Raw genomic sequence first — 16,410 nt, 5'->3', positions numbered from 1 at the left:
GGTCGGCGCCGACGCCGCGGCGAAGATCTGCGCCCACTTCGCGGTCGATCGACGACGCGGCGCGCAGGTCGAGATCCCGCTGCACGCCACCGGCACCTATAGGCAGTTCATCCGCTCGATCGCGCGCCAGCTGCACGAGCTGAACGAGGCCGGTTTGTCGTCCAGCGAAATTGCCGGTAAGCTCGGACTCACGCAGCGAACGGTGTTTCGTCATCGCGAGCGCCACCGCGGCGGCGGGAACGACGATCAGGGATCGTTATTATAACTGCGCTTAGTCCTGTTTCACGGGAAACCGTCTGACACCTGTCAGCATCGGGAATTTCGGGAAAACGCGGGACACCTGAGACCTCACCGCCGAGGTCTCGCGATGCAATCCGATTTCACCAAATGCATGCCGGTCATCCTCCGCTACGAGGGTGGCTACTCCAATCATCCGCGCGATCCCGGCGGTGTCACCCTCGAAGGCATCATTCAGCGCGTCTATGACGGCTACCGCGACCGCAAGGGGCTGCCGCATCGCGCGCTGACCGCCGCCATGCAGCGCACGCCGGAATGGATCGCCGAGCGCAACGAGATTTATCGGCTGCAGTACTGGAATGCGATCCGCGGCGACGAGCTGCCGGCCGGCATCGATCTTTTCCTGTTCGACAGCGCCGTGAACTCCGGACCGTTCCAGGCCGTGAAGTGGCTTCAACGCGCTTTGAAACTGAGCGAGGTGAGCGGCCACCTCGGCGAAGTCACCATGGCGGCGCTGCAGGCGCATCCGGACCACGACGCGCTGATCGCCGACATGGCTTCGCGTCGTCTCGGCATGCTGAAGCAGCTCAAGACCTGGGATGCATTCGGTGGCGGATGGTCCAAGCGTGTCTCCAGCTGCAAGACGATTGCCCAGGCCTGGGCGACCGGCTCGATCGGTCCGGCGCCGGTCGCCGTGCACCTGATCAGCGGCGATGCCAAAGCCTATGCGAGCGACGTCGAACAGCCGGCGGTCGACGCCGGCAACTCGGTCAAGGGCGGTCTGGGCGGCACCTCGATCGCGGCGGTACTCGACACGGCGAAGGAACAGATCTCGCCGCTGGTCGGCTCCAGCGAGCTGATCAACAAGATCTTCACCGCGCTCACGCTGCTGTCCGTCGTCATCGGCATCGGCGCCTTCGTCTATGCGCTGTGGTCCGCCCACAAGACCCGGACCGCGCAGCGCGCGATCGACGGTGATCTGGTGGCCGACGTGCCGGAAGGACAGCCGGCATGATCACGCGCTTCGCCAAAGACGTCACGGATCTGCTCGACGGCTTCACCGCTGATCTGTTCTGGAACGTCGCGACTTCGACGCCGGCGCTGGTGTCGATCGGCAGCGTGGCACTCGTCGCGTCGATCGTGGCGCACGTTCCGCTGGTCGGAAGGCTGTTGCCATCCGTCGATGCGTATCAGCGGCTCGCCGGCATCGTCGCCACCGTGGCGGCCGGCGTGCTGTTCTTCCTGGTCGGCTTCAGCATCTCTGATCAGCGCGCCGAAACCGCGCGGCTGAAAGACGAGCTGATCTTCAAGGAACTGCAGCTCGAAAACGCGGCCGCCACGGCGGCCGATGCGGAACGCCTGCGTAACGACGCCGAGGCGAAGGCCCGCGAAGCCAAGGGGAAGCTCGATGAGTACTGCGTCAAGTTCGGCTGTAGCGACGATCGCAAGGCACCGGCTGCGAAGGGCGCTCGTGTCGTGCGCAGGTGCGATCCTCCTCCCGGTTATCTCGACTGGCTGCATCACCTCCAGCGGCGCGGCGCCGCCGCCGGCCGGACGTAACGGCGTCGAGATCCCGCGCGATTGCGAAAACCTCGCGCGGAACGTCGACGATCCGGAGGTTGGCCCGCGCTCCGATCCGTGGCGGGTGATCGGTCAATACGCCGTCGCGCTCGGCGAAGTGAACGGCAACATCGACGCGACGCGGGAATGCCAGGCCGGTCAGCGCGAGCGACTGGCGAAGGGAAAGTAACGATGCAGGTTGATCTGTCCGAGATCGCCCCATGGGCGGCAATCGCGATCTCGGCCGCGGCGCTGTGGCGCTCGATCTATTCGGGACGATCGAAGGCCACTGACGACAAGTTCAAAGAGCATCAGCTCTGGATCGAGAGTAAGGCCTCGAAGGATCAGGTCGCGGTGCTGGCCGCGAAGGTCGACGTCGTCGAGGACAAGGTGACGGTGATCAACAACGAGCTGACGCACCTGCCGGATCACCAGACCGTGCAGCGGCTCGAAGGCATGATCGGCACGCTAAGCCGAGACGTCAGTGTGCTGTCCGAACGTATCAGGCCGGTGGCGTCGATCGCCGACCGGCTACAGGAGAAGATCATGGAATCGGTGGAGCTTTCCAAATGAGCCGGGACATCATTCGCGAGGAAGCGCGCCTCATCATGCTGCGCGAGCTGCATGCCCAGACCAACTACTCGCTGAACGACGCGCTGCTGCAGGCCACGCTGGAAAGCTTCGGCATCGCCAAGCCGCGCGAGTGGGTGCGCGAGGAAATCGGCTATCTGGAGACCCTCGGCGCGGTCACCAAGACGTCGGCCGGCAGCGTCGTTGTGGCTCGCCTTGCGCCGAAGGGCGTCGAGCATGTCGAGCGCCGCCTCGTGATCGAGGGCGTCAAGCGTCCGTCGCCGGCCGAGGCGTAAGCCGATGAAGGCGGCGCACACCAGACGCGGCCGGCTGTCCGAACTCGACAAGCTTCCGGAGTGGGCGGACGAAGCGAAGCTGTGGGCGTTCGAGCAGCTCAAGGAGCGGAAACTCACGCAGCTCGAAATTCTCGACGGCTTTAACGGCCGTTTGAAAGTCGCCGCCTTCGAGCAAGGCATCACCGATCCGCCGGTGATCTCGCGCTCGGCCTTCAACCGCACCGCGATCCGCATCGCCATGTTGTCGCGCCGTCTCGAGGAAACCCGCGAGATCGCCGCCGTGATCGCCCCGAAGCTCGACCAGGCCGGCGACGACTCGCTGACCCTGATGGTGGCCGAGACGCTGAAGACGCTGATCAGCGAGATGCTCGGCAACGCCGGCGAGCTGGCCGCGGATGGCGACACCGCCGAGATGCTGATGATGACCTCGCGCGCCCTGAAGCACGCCGAGGAAGCCAAGCGCATCGGCTCCGATGGCCGCCGCAAATACGAGGCCGAGCTGAGCAGCAAGGCCGTCAAGGCGATCGACCAGGTCGCCAAGACCAAGGGACTCACCGCCGAGACCGTCGACGCCATCAAGGCGAAGATCCTCGGCATCGACACCAGCAAGCCGAAGAAGGAGATCTGAGATGCCGGAGTATTTCGTCATTGATCCTTTCAACAACACCTCGTTCGCAGACGAGCCGAAGGATTCGGATCGCGCCGAGGTATTCCTCGAACTCGACGAAGCCAAAGCTCGGGCCGAGAAGCTGGCCGCAGAGCATCCTGGTTACGTCTACACGGTCGCCAAGGCGATCCTGGTGTCGGTCAGCGAAGTGAAAGCGCCGAAGACCACTAAGGCACCGTAGCAACTCAACCGCAACGGAGTCAGGACCGTGACGCATCAATGCCCGATCGCAAATTGCTCAAGCTCGGTGCCGACGCAGGTTTACATGTGCGCCCGGCATTGGCGGATGGTGCCGAAGCCGCTGCAAGCCGCCGTCTATGAATCGTATCGCTCGACAGGCCGATTGAGCGACAACCATCGTGAAGCCGTCCGCGTTGTCGAAGCCCAGGAGGCGGGACTGAATGCGCTCGATCTTCCAACCGGAACGAAGGCGCTGACGATCTGGCAACCGTGGGCATCGCTGGTGATGATCGGTGCGAAACCCTACGAGTTTCGTCGCTGGAATTTTGCCGACCGTCCGCATCTCGCCAAGCTGATCGGACAACGCATCGTCGTGCACGCCGGAGCGCGGGCTGCTCGTCCATCGGAGCTGCTCGACATATTGGCGCGGATCGATGAAGGCGAGAGCGCGCTTGATGAGGCGATAGCGCGGCCGTTCGTGGAGGATCTGTTGGCGGCTCGCCGCCGCAAGGAAAACGGACCGGCGCCGCTCGCCGTCGCCCTGGGCACGGCCGTGCTCGGCGAGCCGCGGCGCTGCATCGACCTGTTCGTAGACACAGTCGCAGACAGCACCCGCATCGACGAGCACATGTACGCTTGGCCTCTGACCGATGTGAAGGCGTTTCCTTCGCCAATTGCATCAGCGGGTGCGCAGGGCTTCTGGAACTTCACATGACCGACGCCAGCAACATCGTCGAGGCCTCGGCGCCCTTCGTACCGGAGGGACTGCAGTTCGGCGGAGAGCTGCCGGCGGATCTCGATCCGCTTGCCGAAGGCGTGCTGATGAAACATCAGCGCGAGTGGCTGGAGGACAACAGCGACCTCAAGCTGGGCGAGAAGGGCCGGCGCACCGGCATCACCTTCGCCGAGGCGCTGGACGATACGCTGCTCGCCGCAAAGAGCCGCAAGGCCGGCGGCATGAATGTGTTCTATATCGGCGACACCAAGGACAAGGGTCGAGAGTTCGTCGGCTACGTGGCGCATTTCGCCCGCATCGTCGCGCACGAGCTGGTGTCGATCGAAGAGTACATGTTCGAGGATCAGCGCGAGGATGGCACGTCCCGGCTGATCTCGGCCTTCCGGGTGCTGTTCGCGTCCGGCTTTCGCGTCGAGGCGCTGTCGTCGCGGCCGGAAAATATCCGCGGTTTGCAGGGCAAGGTGGTGATCGACGAAGCGGCGTTTCACAAGAACGTTCGCGAAGTCCTCGACGCCGTCAACGCGCTGCTGATCTGGGGCGGCAAGATCGTGGTGATCTCGACCCACAACGGCGTGCTCAGTCCCTTCAATGAGCTGATCCTCGAAGCGAAGGCCGGCAAGGTCCCGTTCAGCCTGCATTTCATCCCGTTTAAACAGGCGGTCGACAACGGGCTGTTCCGGCGTGTCTGCCTGATGAAGGGGCAGGCTTGGACGAAAGAAGCCGAGATCGAGTGGGAGCGGCAGATCCGCGCCGCCTATGGCGTCCGCACTGCCGCGATGCATCAGGAACTCGATTGCATTCCGGCGGAGTCGGAAGGCGCCGCGCTGACCCGCGTGCAGATCGAGTCCTGCATGTCGGCCGACATCCCGATCGTGCGCTGGGTGCTGCCGGACTCCTTCAAGAACGAACCGGAGCAAGCCCGCAAAGCCGCGGCGAAGGAATTCTGCGACCGCGAACTGCGGCCGATTCTGGAGAAGCTCGATCCGAACCTTCGCCACGTGTTCGGCGAAGACTTCGCGCGCACCGGCGACGCCGCCGATACGCTGGTGCTGGAGATCGGCCGGGATCTGACGCGGCGCGGCGTGCTGCTGCTGGAGCTGCGCAACGTTCCTTTCGATCAGCAGCGTGACGTGCTGTTCTATGTGATCGACCGGCTTCCCCGCCGCGGCGGCCGGCTCGACGCCACGGGCAACGGCGCCTACATCGCCGAAGCTGCGGCGCTGCGCTACGGAGCCTGCGTCGTCGAGGTGAAGTTCTCGGCCGAATGGTATCGGCTCAACTCACCGCCCTATGTCGAGGCGTTCAACGACCGCACCATCCTGATTCCGAAGCACGATGACGTGCTGCGCGACCACCAGGCGCTTGCCTATGTGGGTGGTGTCATCAAGGTCCCTGACGACTACCGGTTCAAGGGAACGGATGGGTTCAATCGCCACGGCGACTCGGCGATCGCCGGGCTGCTGGCCTATGCGGCATCGCGCGCGGACTATTGGGAGGCCGGATACCGCGCCGCCTCCACCGAGGGCGCCGCGGGCGACGGACCGCCCGACGATCAAGACGATGCGCGCGACTGGTGGCGGCAGCCGCTGGGCGCGGGACTGAGAGGTGGGTTGTGAGCGTCATTCAATTTCCGCAGCAGCAATCTGACCTTCTGGTTGGGCCGTTCGAGACCTATCGCGTGAAGGTCGATGGTCGGATCATTCCAAGACTGACGGGCCGAGATGAAGGCGATCGGATTAGCCTAATAGTCGATGGCCGCTTCGGCGCATCGTTCAGCAAGGCAGATGCCCATCAAGCGGCCTGGTTGATCGCGCAGGCGCTCGCGATCGGCGAAGGCTACCCGCACCTCGGAGCCGAGACAAAGGATCGGCCGTTCGCTCCGGTCGCATTCGAATTGGGGAGTCCTTCCTGATGGCTGACGCCCCGATCATCTACGGTCCCGACGGCCAGCCGATCCGTCGCGAGGTCCTGACCGCCTCGGTCGCCGGTCCTACCGTCACGGGCGTGCGCTCGCCATTCAGCGCCTATCCGGCCGACGGGCTCAATCCGCGGCGGCTGGCCTCGATCCTGCGCGAGGCCGATCAGGGTGACCCGATCAGTTACTTCGAGCTCGCCGAGCAGATCGAGGAGCGAGATCCGCACTATCTCGGCGTGCTGTCGACGCGCAAGCGCAGCGTGTCCCAGCTCGATATCACGGTGGAGTCGGCCGACGACACGCCCGAAGGAAAGTCGATCTCCGACATGGTCGAGGCCTGGCTGCGGCGCGACGAGCTGCAGTTCGAGCTGTTCGATATTCTGGATGCGATCGGCAAGGGCTGGAGCCAGACCGAAATCATCTGGGACGCATCCGAGGGCCAGTGGCAGCCGAAGCGGCTCGAATGGCGCGACCCCCGATGGTTCAAGCCGGATCAGCGCGACGGCGCAACGCCGCTGCTGCGGATCGACGCCGACGACGCCTTCGCGCAGGGCTTGCCGCCGGCCGGCCCGAACGGTGCCGGCTATGCACCGCTGCCGCCGTTCAAATTTATCTCGACCGTGATCCGCGCCAAGAGCGGCTTGCCGGTCCGTTCCGGCCTGGCGCGGCTGGCCTGCTGGTCCTGGATGTTCAAGGCGTTCACGCTGAGAGACTGGGCGATCTTCACGCAGTGCTTCGGCCAACCGATTCGTGTTGGCAAGTATCCGGCCGGATCATCCGAGAAGGACAAGGACACGCTTTTCCGTGCCGTCGCTAACATCGCCGGAGACTGCGCGGCGATCATTCCGGAGACGATGGCGATCGAGTTCATCCGGAACGAAGGCTTCAACGCCACCGGTGACCTCTACATCAAGCGCGCCGATTGGCTCGACCAGCAGATGTCGAAGGCGGTGCTTGGCCAGACCGCGACGACTGATGCGATCGCTGGCGGCCACGCCGTTGGCCAAGAACATCGCGAGGTCCAACAAGACATTGAGGCCGCCGACGCGAAGGCGCTGTCGGCGATCCTCAACCGCGACCTCGTTCAGCCCTGGGTGCAGCTCGAACGCGGGCCACAGAAGGCGTATCCGCGGCTGCGGATCGGCCGGCCGGAGAGCAAGAACGTCACCCAGATCCTCGACGGCATCAGCCGCGGCGTGCCGATGGGGATGCAGGTCGAAAAGAGCTACATGAACGATCTGCTCGGCGTCCCGGTGCCGAGCCCCAGCGCTGACGGCCGCATGCCGGAACTGCTGACGCCCGCGGCGTCGGCGTCGCCGTTCGGATCGATGTTTCCCTCGGCATCACCGCAGCAGCGCGCGCTCGCTGCGGCCGAGATGATCATGCACGACGTGCGCGATCCGATTGCGGTGCTGTCCGATCAGGCCGCACGGCTGTGCGCGCCGGGCAGCGATGCGCTGGTCGACGAGGTGCGCGGCGTGATCGAGACCTCGACCTCGCTGCAGCAGGTGCAGGAGAAGCTGCGCGCGCTGAAGCCGGGAGCCGCCGAAGCGCAGATGGCCGGCCTGATGCGGATGGCGCGCGTGATCGCGAACCTGACCGGCCGCGCCAGCATTCCCGATGCTTAAAGGCTTCGGCACAGCGACGGCGTGTAGTTGCTGCGGCGGCGTCACCACCGCGCTGCAGGCGAAGGTCGTTCCGTTCTCGGTCGCGCCCAAAGAGGCGATGGACTTCCTGCGCCGCAAGGTGGACGTGCCGACTGCGACCTGGACCGATCTTTGGGAGGCCGAGCACTCGGTCGCCTTCACGGTCGCGGGCGCGCAGACCGATGCGCTGGTGAAGGACTTCCACGACGCTGTGCAGCGCGCGATCGACGACGGCCTGACGATCGAGGATTTCCGCAAGGACTTCGACCGCATCGTCGAAGATCACGGATGGGACTACAACGGCTCGCGCGGCTGGCGGTCGCGGGTGATCTTCGACACCAACGTCTCGACCGCCTATGCGGCCGGCCGCTGGGAGCAGATCCAGCGCGTCAAGCGCACGCGGCCTTATCTGCGATACGTCCACCTCGAAGGTCAGGCGCATCCGCGCCCGCAGCACGCGGCGTGGAACGGCCTTGTGCTGCCAGTCGACGATCCGTGGTGGGATACGCATTACCCGCCGAACGGCTGGTTTTGCCACTGCACCGTCATGAGCGTCTCGGACAGCGACCTCTCGCGCTACGGCTGGAGCGTCGCCGACCAGGCGCCGCAGACCGTCATGGTGCAGAGGCAGGTTCGGCAGTCGGATGGCAGCATTCGGACCATCGAGGTGCCGGACGGTGTCGACCCCGGATTCGCCTATCGACCGGGCGAGATGCCCGACGCCTTTGGAGAGGATTGAATGGCGCCTGAACCGCGTTTCAAGCGGCGCTCGATTTTCGGGATTTTGGGCGCTTCCCGATTCCCAGTTCCGATTCCCAGTTGGCGCCGCGCTCGGTTCGCCGGAATCCCGGAAGTCCGCGCCGTTCGGGCATTGCTGCAAAATCGGCCAACTGGGAATCGCCCGGCCGGCGCCCCGCATTCGTTTCCCAGTTCCAGGAAGGCCCGACGGAAAACCGGGCGTTTCTCGGATCGCCGCCGGCGCCCGGTGCCATTTGAACTTGCGCGGCGTCCGGTCCGCGAGAGATCGGCGCCGCCGCCAAAAGCTCAATCGTTTCCGGCGTTTCCCGAATTTTCCCGGATGATCCCGGCCAATCCCGTCAGTGCCATAAGAACTGGCGCGTCACAACACCGAAGCGCTGACGACCACGCTGCCGCGGACGGCCAAGGCGTGTGGTCCTGATGTCCCGCGTGGCATCAAGCCCCGACCAGGCGTTCCGCTTCCACCGAAGCGCACGCGAACAGTCGGACGCGACGGCGACCAAAAACCGTGTCGGGCGCCGGGGAGAGCACGAGATACGCCGTTAACACCATCGCGCGCGGAACGCCGGATGTTTCCGGTGTGACCGTGGTTTCTAACTCGTGTGCTTTTTACTTACGCACACGAGGCCGCGGGTGCATCGGGCACCCGGCGTTCCGCGCGCCCTCTTCCAAGAGAGGGCGACAGGAATGCAGCAAACCTCGGGCGCAACGCGCCGCGAGAATGCGGGCGTGTGGCTGTTTGATAGTTGAATCGGTTCCACGTCACGGACGAGGGTCGCCCCATCCTCATACGTCATCGCCCGCGCAGGCGGGCGACCCAGTATCCCAGAGCATTCGTTGGTCGGCATCAGCATTTGCCGTGAGCGCTCTGCAATACTGGGTCACCCGCTTTCGCGGGTGATGACGACCGGGTTTGTGGCAGCGCCCCCGCCCCATCCTCTGTCGTCATGCGCGGGCTTGACCCGCCTGCGGGGCCGGAGCCCCTTCGGCGCGGCGAAGGCCCGCGCATCCATCGCGCGCGTCAGCGCGCTGAAGGATGGCTTCTTGTGATGTGAGCGATGTTGCGAAGAGGATGGATTGCCGGGTCGAGCCCGGCAATGACGGGTGTTGTTAGCGCAAATGACGATGGAGTTGGCGCAAAGGCGTCGCCTCACTCCCCGAGGGCATCCCGCTTCCGTCCCCTACCCCCGCTTCGGCGTGAAGGGCCCCGGCGGGGCGCGGCCGATCAGTGCGACGCAGACGAGGCCGGCGAGTGCGAACCAGAAGGTCAGCCAGAAGCCGTCGATATAGGCCAGCGTGTTGGCCTGGCGCTGCACCAGGCCGGCGAGCGTGCCGACGCTGCGGGCCTGGGCGAGGCTGTCGCCATAGCCGGCGAACAGCTCCTTCAATTTGGTGAGCGTCCCGACCACGTCGGCGTCGCCGCTGGCGACGTGCTGGCCGAGCAGATTGGAGTGGGTCTGCTCGCGCACGCGCAGCCAGGTGGTCATCAGCGCGATGCCGATCTCGGCGCAGCCCAGCCGCATCATCTGGATATAGGCGGCGAACGCCGTCGCGCGGGTCGGGTCGGAGTTCGACAGCGTGACGATGATGATCGGCAGCAAGGTGAACGATACGCCCACCGACTGCAGCAGCACCACCGGCACGAAGTCGGACACCGTCCACTCCGACGTCAGCCGCGTACCCAGCAGCGCCGCCGCCGCGAACGCCGTGAAGCCGATGACCATTGTCAGCTTCGGGTCGTAGCGTCGCACCAGATGGATCGACAGCGGCAGCAGCACGATCATCGGCGCCACCGCGCACAGCATGAACAGCGGGCCGGTCTGCACCGGCTTGAGCTGCGCGATGTTGACGAGAAAGTTCGGCACCAGCGCGGTGTTGGACAGGCTGGTGAGCGAAAACAGCAGGATCGCCAGCAATGCCAGGCCGATATTGCGCGACAGCAGGATCTCGGCATGAGCCCACGGCCGCTTCACCAGTGCTTCGTTGATGAAGAAGCCGATCAGCAGCAGCGTGCCGCCGCCGAGCAGCGCCACGATCGTGCCGGAGCCGAGCCAGTCCAGCCGGTTGCCCTGGTCGAGCCCGGTGTAGATCATCGCGACGCTGGAGCCGAACAGCAGCATGCCGCCCCAATCGGCGCCGCGAAGCAGTTCACGATTGATCGGATCGGCCGGCGTGCCGAGATACACCAGCAGCGCCAGCAGCGGCGCGACGAACACGTCCTGCCAGTAGATCCATTGCCAGCCGAGATGCTCGACATAGAAACCGGCGATCGACACTCCGGCATTGAGGGTGAAGCCGACGCGGATCGCATAGATCGCGATCGCCGGCAGCCACCATTGCATCGGCAGATTGCGGAAGATGATCAGCAGCGTCGCCGGCACGAAGGCGCCGAGCAGCAGGCCGTGGGCGACGTGCAGGACCAGCAGCAGCTGATAGTCGCGCACCAGCGGGATCAGCAGCGAGATCGCCGCATAGACCAGCGCCGGAATGCCGAGCACGCGGCGCAGGCCGAACACCGTCGCCAGCCAGGCGACCGCGGGCGCCATGAAGATCTGCGACGCGGTGCTTGCGGTGGCGAGCCAAGCGCCCTGATCGAAGCTCAGCGACAGCCCGCCGCGCACATCGGCGAGACCGAGCGAGAACACGCGGGAGTCGACATTGGCGACCAGCGAGCCGAGCAGCACCGCACCGACCGCGTAGTACGGATGACGCGACAGCCCTCCGGTCGAGACCGGCCCCGCCGCAACGACGTGCGGCTCGGCGGCGGCACGCGTCATTGCTGCGCCGGCGCGCTGGTGTCGATCCGCGCCGTCACCGACATGCCGGGCAGCAGCCGGTTCAGCAGCGGCTGATCCTTGTCGAAGCGGATGCGGACCGGGATGCGCTGCACCACCTTGGTGAAGTTGCCGGTGGCGTTGTCGGGCGGCAGCAGCGCGAACTGCGCGCCCGAGGCCGGCGAGATCCGCTCGACGCGGCCGTGCAGCTTCTCGCCCGAGAAGGTGTCGACGACGATCTCGACCGGCTGCCCCGGCTTGACGCGCGTCAGCTGCGTCTCCTTGAAGTTGGCCACCACATAGACGTCGGGCAGCGGCACCACGCTGATCAGATAGGTGCCGATATTGACGTAGTCACCAGGCTGCACCTGCCGCTCGCTGACCACGCCGTCGAACGGCGCGGCAATGCGCGTGTAGCTGAGCTTCAGCACGGCGGCATCGCGGGTCGCCTTGGCGCCGGCGAGATCGGCGGCGCGCTGCTTCTTGGTGCCGTTGAGGACTTCGAGCTGGTGGGTCTGCGCCGCGATCACCGCCCGGCTCGCCTTGACGTCCGCCTGCGCCTTGGCCTGCGCGGCGATCGCCTGCTCGAGCCGCTGACGCGTGCCGGCCTCGGACTGGCTCAGAGTCTTCTGCCGCGCCAGCTCCTGCCCGGCCTCGACCTCCTGGGCTTCCGCCGACACGCGCTGCGCCTCGGCCTGGGCGATCGTGGCGTATTGCAGCTCGATCTGGTTGCCGAGATTGTCGAGCGCCGCCTGCGCACCGACCACGCCGGCCTCGGCTTGCGCCAGCTGCGCTTCGTAATCGGCCGGGTCGATCTGCAGCAGCAGGTCGCCCGCCTTGACGCGCTGGAAGTCGTTGACAGCGACCGACTTCACCTCCCCCGCCACCCGGCTCGACAGCCGCGTCGTCTGCGCCCGGATATAGGCGTCGTCGGTCGACTGCACGGCGCGGTGGCCGATCCAGATATCCCAGCGCACGGTGGCCAGCACAACGAAGCCGATCGCGACCGCGACCGCCAGGATCGGCAACGCCAGGCGGCGCAAGGTGGAGGACTCAGGCTCGGCCGCTGGCGGAGGAGACGGCGGCGCTTGGACTTCGGGCATCGGTTTCTCGGCCTAATCGGATGAACGCACGACGGTAAATCTAGCCGGAGCGTCTGCCAAACGCTTGGACAGATCGATGGCGCCGGCAATCCTCACGATCGAAGACCGAGCCGGTTCCAAAGCCGGGGGATCGAGCTGAACTCCCGCCCGCCAATGGCGGCCGGAGATTGGGGCCGCGGCGTTCGAACAGTAGCCGACCGGCGCCTATTGCTGCACCCGCCGCCGCGGTGGGCGCGGTTGCTCGGCGCGGGCGGCCGACGGGGGCGCTGCCTGGATGCGGGGCGGCTGCGGCGGGGCCTGCTGCTCCTGCGTGCTGTTGCTCGGGCCGAACAGCAGCCGGGTCGGGTTGCGGTCGAGATTGTTCACCGCGCGGCTGATGTCGGCCAGTGTACGGCGGCCGTCGATGATCAGCGCGCCCGAGCGCTTGTCGAGATTGTCCGCCAGCTCGCGGAACGACTTCACCGCCTGGAACAGCTCGCCGCCGTCCTTGCCGCCGGCCAGCGCGTCGATGCCCTGCATCACGCTGTCGGTCTTGCCGATGACGCCGTCGACCTTGGCCATGATGCTGTCGATCTTGTCCGACGAGCGCGCCAGGCTTGAGGTGAACACCTGCAGGTTCTGCAGCGAGTCCTTCACCGACTCGGCGTTCTCGGCGACGACCTTGTTGACGTTGCGCAGCGTCGCTTTCACCGACTCGGAAATATCCATCAGCAGTTCGGGATCGGCGGTCAGCACCGGCACGCCGTCGTCGTCGAGCGGCACTGGGGGCGCCGATTCCATGCCGCCCTTCAGCGAGATCGCAGCGACGCCGGTGAGGCCCTGGAATTCGAGGCCGACCAGCGTGTCCTTGCGGATCGGAGCGGTGTTCTCGACCATCGCCAGCGCCACCACGCGCTTCGGATTGTCGAGCTTGACCGAAATCACCTCACCGACGCGAACGCCGTTGAAGTTGACGCTGCCGCCGTTGCGCAGGCCCGAGGCTGCACCTTCGAAGATCACCCGGAGCGGGCTGCGCGCCTTGGTGGAATGCAAGCTCTGGAACCACAGCACAAAGCCGAACGCCGCGGCGATCACCGCCAGGGTGAAGGTGCCGATCAGGAAGTAATTCGCCCGGGTTTCCATTACTCAACTCCAACAAATCCGGCGCCGCCGGCGCGCCTGCTGTGCGCGCGAATTGCGGACTGAAAGCGGCACGCACCGCCGAAATACCAAGCCAATTTGCGCATCGCCTAACCGACCACCGCACGTGCCCGCTTGCCGTGGAAATACGACCGCAGCCACGGATGCTGTGAGCCCTGCATATCGGCCATCGACCCGGCCGCGATCACCTTGCCGTCGCCGAGCACGGCAATCCGGTCGCAGGCGGTGTGAAGGCTGTCGAGATCGTGAGTTACCATGAAAACGGTGAGCCCCAAAGTGCGCTGCAAAGTGCGCACCAGCTCGTCGAAATCACCGGCGCCGATCGGATCGAGCCCGGAGGTCGGCTCGTCCAGGAACACCAATTCCGGATCGAGCGCCAGAGCGCGGGCCAAGGCCACGCGCTTGATCATGCCGCCCGACAGTTCCGACGGATAGCGGTCGATCACCTCCGGCTTGAGGCCGACCATTACCAGCTTGGCGATGGTGATCTCGTCCATCAGCTTCTGCGACAGCTTGAGATATTCGCGGATCGGGAACTGGATGTTCTGACGCACGGTGAGCGACGAAAACAATGCGCCCTGCTGGAACAGCACGCCCCAGCGCCGCTCGACACCGCGCCGGTCGGCCTTGCCGGCTGCGTCGAGATCGACGCCGAACACCTCGATCGAGCCGCTGAGCTTCGGCACCAGCCCGATGATGGTCCGCGTCAGTACGGATTTGCCGGCGCCCGACGGACCGACGAAGCCGAGGATCTCGCCGCGGCGAACGTCGAGGCTGAGCTCGTTCAGGACCCGCGTCGGGCCGAACTGCACCGACACGTCGCGCACCCGGATGATCGGATCGACTGCCGCAACCGCCATCGTCAGATCCCGATCGAGGCGAAGAAGATCGCGAACACGCCGTCCATCACGATCACGAAGAAGATACCCTTCACCACCGAGGCCGTGGTGTGGCTGCCCAGCGACTCCGCGCTGCCGCGCACCGCGAGGCCCTCGACGCAGGCGACGATGCCGATCACCGCCGCCATCACCGGCGCCTTGATCATGCCGACGGTGAAGTGATTGATCGAGATCGCGTCGCGCAGCCGCAGCAGAAAGGCCTCCGGATCGACGCCGCCGTACAGCCACGCCACCAGACCACCGCCATACAGCGCCGCCATCGCGCCGAGGAAGGTGAGGATCGGCAGCGCGATCACCAGCGCGATCAGTCGCGGCACGATCAGCACGTCGATCGGGTCGAACCCCATGGTGCGCAGCGCGTCGACCTCCTCGCGCATCTTCATCGAACCGAGCTCCGCCGTGTAGGCGCTGCCGGAGCGGCCGGCCACCATGATGGCGACCAGCAGCACGCCGATCTCGCGCAGCACCAGGACACCGAGCATATCGACCACGAACACGTCGGCGCCGAACCGGCGGAAGTGGAAGATGCCCTGCTGCGCGATGATGCAGCCGATCAGAAAGGTGATGAGCACGACAATCGGCACCGCTCGCCAGCACACCTGCTCGAGGTGATGCACCGTCGATGTCAGGCGGAACGTGGACGGCCGCAGAATGGCGCGCAGCACGCCGGCGAGCACGGCGCCCAGCATACTGATCAGCGCCACGATGTCGTCGGCGAAGCCGTACATGGTCCGGCCGAGCGCTTCGACAGATCCGCGCAGCGGTCCGACCGCCCGGGCCGGCGGCGCGGCCGGTTTCACCTGACGAACTTCATCGACGAGGCTCGCATAGTTCGCCGACAGGCCGGCGATGCTCGCCTCCGCGCCGTCGCGGGTGAGATTGCGGCGAAGCCGTTCGATCAGCCACGCGCCGAACGTGTCGAGCCGCGCGATCTGCGAGACATCGATAGAAATATTCGGCCGCGTTCCGGTGAGTTGCTCGGCATCGGCAACAATGCGTTCCAGCCGCGGCGCGAACCGGGCCGTCCACGTTCCGGCAGCGCAGAGCGCCAGCGCGTCGCCCCGCGCGATGCGCTCGAGCGTCGGATCGCCGTCCAGTGCGAGTTGCTGTACCATTTTGAGCCAATCCGAAATCAAACACGGCTTGTGAGAAAGCCCCACTACCAGCCATACTTAGTTCCGCCGGGCAACCCTCGGCTTGAGTCTGTCAGAAATTCAAATGAGTTCCATCAATCCGTCCCAATTTCATGCAGGCATCGAGCGCTGGCCGATTGCCGGCGCTTTCACCATCAGCCGCGGCGCCAAGACCGAAGCCGTCGTCGTCGTCGCGGAAGTCTCGCGGGACGGCCGGACCGGTCGCGGCGAATGTGTGCCCTATGCCCGCTACGGCGAGACCCCCGAGGGCGTGCTCGCCGCGATCGAGACGATGCGCGCACCGCTGCTGCACGGCCTCGGCCGCACCGAGTTGCAATCCGCGATGCCTCCGGGTGCGGCACGCAACGCGCTCGACTGCGCGCTGCTTGATCTCGACGCCAAGCTGAGCGGCCGGCGGGCGTGGGATGTGCTCGGCGTGCCCGCGCCGTGCGCGGCGACCACCGCCTACACGATCTCGCTGGGCACCCCGGAGGCGATGGCCGAAGCCACCACGAAAGCCGCAGCGCGGCCGCTGCTGAAGATCAAGCTCGGCGGCGACGGCGACGCAGACCGGATCGCGGCGGTGCGACGCGCGGCGCCGAAGGCCGAACTGATCGTCGACGCCAATGAGGCGTGGACGCCGGACAACCTCGTCCGCAATCTGGCCGCCTGCGCCGACGTCGGCGTTACGCTGGTCGAACAACCCCTGCCCGCTGGTAACGACGAAGCGCTGGCGACGATCCAGCGCCCGATCCCGGTGTGCGCCGACGAGAGCGTCCACGCCCGCAATTCGCT

The 16,410-nt window shown here is 65.9% G+C and carries 17 protein-coding genes and 1 pseudogene; 13 read left to right on the top strand and 5 right to left on the bottom strand.

Annotated features, from left to right (window positions below; translation table 11 throughout):
- The 12 genes and pseudogenes from ACOJTD_RS06940 to ACOJTD_RS06885 all read left to right on the top strand — a co-directional run.
- Positions 1 to 265 (top strand): annotated as a pseudogene (locus ACOJTD_RS06940) (hypothetical protein); the annotation flags it as partial.
- Positions 266 to 367: 102 nt separating this feature from the next.
- Positions 368 to 1,252: a glycoside hydrolase family 108 protein gene (locus ACOJTD_RS06935; protein ID WP_420132189.1), complete on the top strand. Its 885-nt coding sequence runs from the start codon at positions 368 to 370 to the stop codon at positions 1,250 to 1,252.
- Positions 1,249 to 1,797: a hypothetical protein gene (locus ACOJTD_RS06930; protein WP_420132188.1), complete on the top strand. Its 549-nt coding sequence runs from the start codon at positions 1,249 to 1,251 to the stop codon at positions 1,795 to 1,797. Before ACOJTD_RS06935 ends, ACOJTD_RS06930 begins: the two co-directional genes overlap by 4 nt.
- A 192-nt stretch (positions 1,798 to 1,989) precedes the next feature.
- On the top strand, positions 1,990 to 2,370 hold the full coding sequence (locus tag ACOJTD_RS06925) for a hypothetical protein (RefSeq protein WP_420132187.1): 381 nt from the start codon (positions 1,990 to 1,992) through the stop codon (positions 2,368 to 2,370).
- A complete protein-coding gene (locus tag ACOJTD_RS06920; RefSeq protein WP_420132186.1) occupies positions 2,367 to 2,663 on the top strand; it encodes a hypothetical protein in 297 nt (98 codons plus the stop codon). Before ACOJTD_RS06925 ends, ACOJTD_RS06920 begins: the two co-directional genes overlap by 4 nt.
- Positions 2,664 to 2,667: 4 nt before the next feature.
- Complete coding sequence (locus ACOJTD_RS06915) at positions 2,668 to 3,291, top strand: DUF3486 family protein (protein WP_420132185.1); 624 nt, start codon at positions 2,668 to 2,670, stop codon at positions 3,289 to 3,291.
- A gap of 1 nt (position 3,292) precedes the next feature.
- Entirely contained in the window at positions 3,293 to 3,511 is a 219-nt protein-coding gene (locus ACOJTD_RS06910) for a hypothetical protein (protein ID WP_420132184.1), read from the top strand.
- Between the two features lie 105 nt (positions 3,512 to 3,616).
- Positions 3,617 to 4,225, top strand: a complete 609-nt coding sequence (locus tag ACOJTD_RS06905; RefSeq protein WP_420132183.1) for a hypothetical protein — start codon at positions 3,617 to 3,619, stop codon at positions 4,223 to 4,225.
- Positions 4,222 to 5,862 (top strand): hypothetical protein, encoded by a 1,641-nt coding sequence (locus tag ACOJTD_RS06900; RefSeq protein WP_420132182.1) that lies wholly within the window; start codon positions 4,222 to 4,224, stop codon positions 5,860 to 5,862. The genes ACOJTD_RS06905 and ACOJTD_RS06900 overlap by 4 nt, the downstream gene beginning before the upstream one ends.
- Positions 5,859 to 6,158 carry a hypothetical protein gene (locus ACOJTD_RS06895; RefSeq protein WP_420132181.1) on the top strand — a complete coding sequence of 100 codons (300 nt, stop codon included), beginning with the start codon at positions 5,859 to 5,861 and terminating at the stop codon, positions 6,156 to 6,158. Before ACOJTD_RS06900 ends, ACOJTD_RS06895 begins: the two co-directional genes overlap by 4 nt.
- Positions 6,158 to 7,789: a DUF935 domain-containing protein gene (locus ACOJTD_RS06890; protein ID WP_420132180.1), complete on the top strand. Its 1,632-nt coding sequence runs from the start codon at positions 6,158 to 6,160 to the stop codon at positions 7,787 to 7,789. Before ACOJTD_RS06895 ends, ACOJTD_RS06890 begins: the two co-directional genes overlap by 1 nt.
- Positions 7,782 to 8,546, top strand: coding sequence for a phage minor head protein (locus tag ACOJTD_RS06885; protein ID WP_420132179.1), 765 nt, complete (start codon positions 7,782 to 7,784; stop codon positions 8,544 to 8,546). The genes ACOJTD_RS06890 and ACOJTD_RS06885 overlap by 8 nt, the downstream gene beginning before the upstream one ends.
- 1,201 nt (positions 8,547 to 9,747) lie before the next feature.
- On the opposite strand, the gene ACOJTD_RS06880 is transcribed toward ACOJTD_RS06885, so the two are convergent.
- The 5 genes from ACOJTD_RS06880 to ACOJTD_RS06860 all read right to left on the bottom strand — a co-directional run bounded on the left by ACOJTD_RS06880 (position 9,748) and on the right by ACOJTD_RS06860 (position 15,597).
- Positions 9,748 to 11,343 (bottom strand): MFS transporter, encoded by a 1,596-nt coding sequence (locus ACOJTD_RS06880; RefSeq protein ID WP_420132178.1) that lies wholly within the window; start codon positions 11,341 to 11,343, stop codon positions 9,748 to 9,750.
- The gene (locus ACOJTD_RS06875) at positions 11,340 to 12,443 is read right to left on the bottom strand and encodes an HlyD family secretion protein (RefSeq protein WP_420132177.1); all 1,104 of its coding nucleotides are present in this window, start codon (positions 12,441 to 12,443) and stop codon (positions 11,340 to 11,342) included. The genes ACOJTD_RS06880 and ACOJTD_RS06875 overlap by 4 nt, the downstream gene beginning before the upstream one ends.
- 204 nt (positions 12,444 to 12,647) lie before the next feature.
- On the bottom strand, positions 12,648 to 13,565 hold the full coding sequence (locus tag ACOJTD_RS06870; protein ID WP_420132176.1) for an MlaD family protein: 918 nt from the start codon (positions 13,563 to 13,565) through the stop codon (positions 12,648 to 12,650).
- A 107-nt stretch (positions 13,566 to 13,672) separates the two neighbouring features.
- Positions 13,673 to 14,443 (bottom strand): ABC transporter ATP-binding protein, encoded by a 771-nt coding sequence (locus ACOJTD_RS06865; RefSeq protein WP_420132175.1) that lies wholly within the window; start codon positions 14,441 to 14,443, stop codon positions 13,673 to 13,675.
- 2 nt (positions 14,444 to 14,445) lie between these two features.
- Positions 14,446 to 15,597, bottom strand: coding sequence for an MlaE family ABC transporter permease (locus ACOJTD_RS06860; protein ID WP_420132174.1), 1,152 nt, complete (start codon positions 15,595 to 15,597; stop codon positions 14,446 to 14,448).
- A 103-nt stretch (positions 15,598 to 15,700) separates the two neighbouring features.
- Here ACOJTD_RS06860 and ACOJTD_RS06855 point away from each other — a divergent pair.
- Positions 15,701 to 16,410, top strand: a 710-nt coding sequence (locus ACOJTD_RS06855; RefSeq protein ID WP_420132173.1) for a dipeptide epimerase, incomplete at its 3' end; no start/stop codon positions are given.

Source organism: Rhodopseudomonas sp. (assembly GCF_048594845.1).
GTDB lineage: Bacteria > Pseudomonadota > Alphaproteobacteria > Rhizobiales > Xanthobacteraceae > Rhodopseudomonas.
This window is presented reverse-complemented; position numbering and strand designations above follow the sequence as displayed.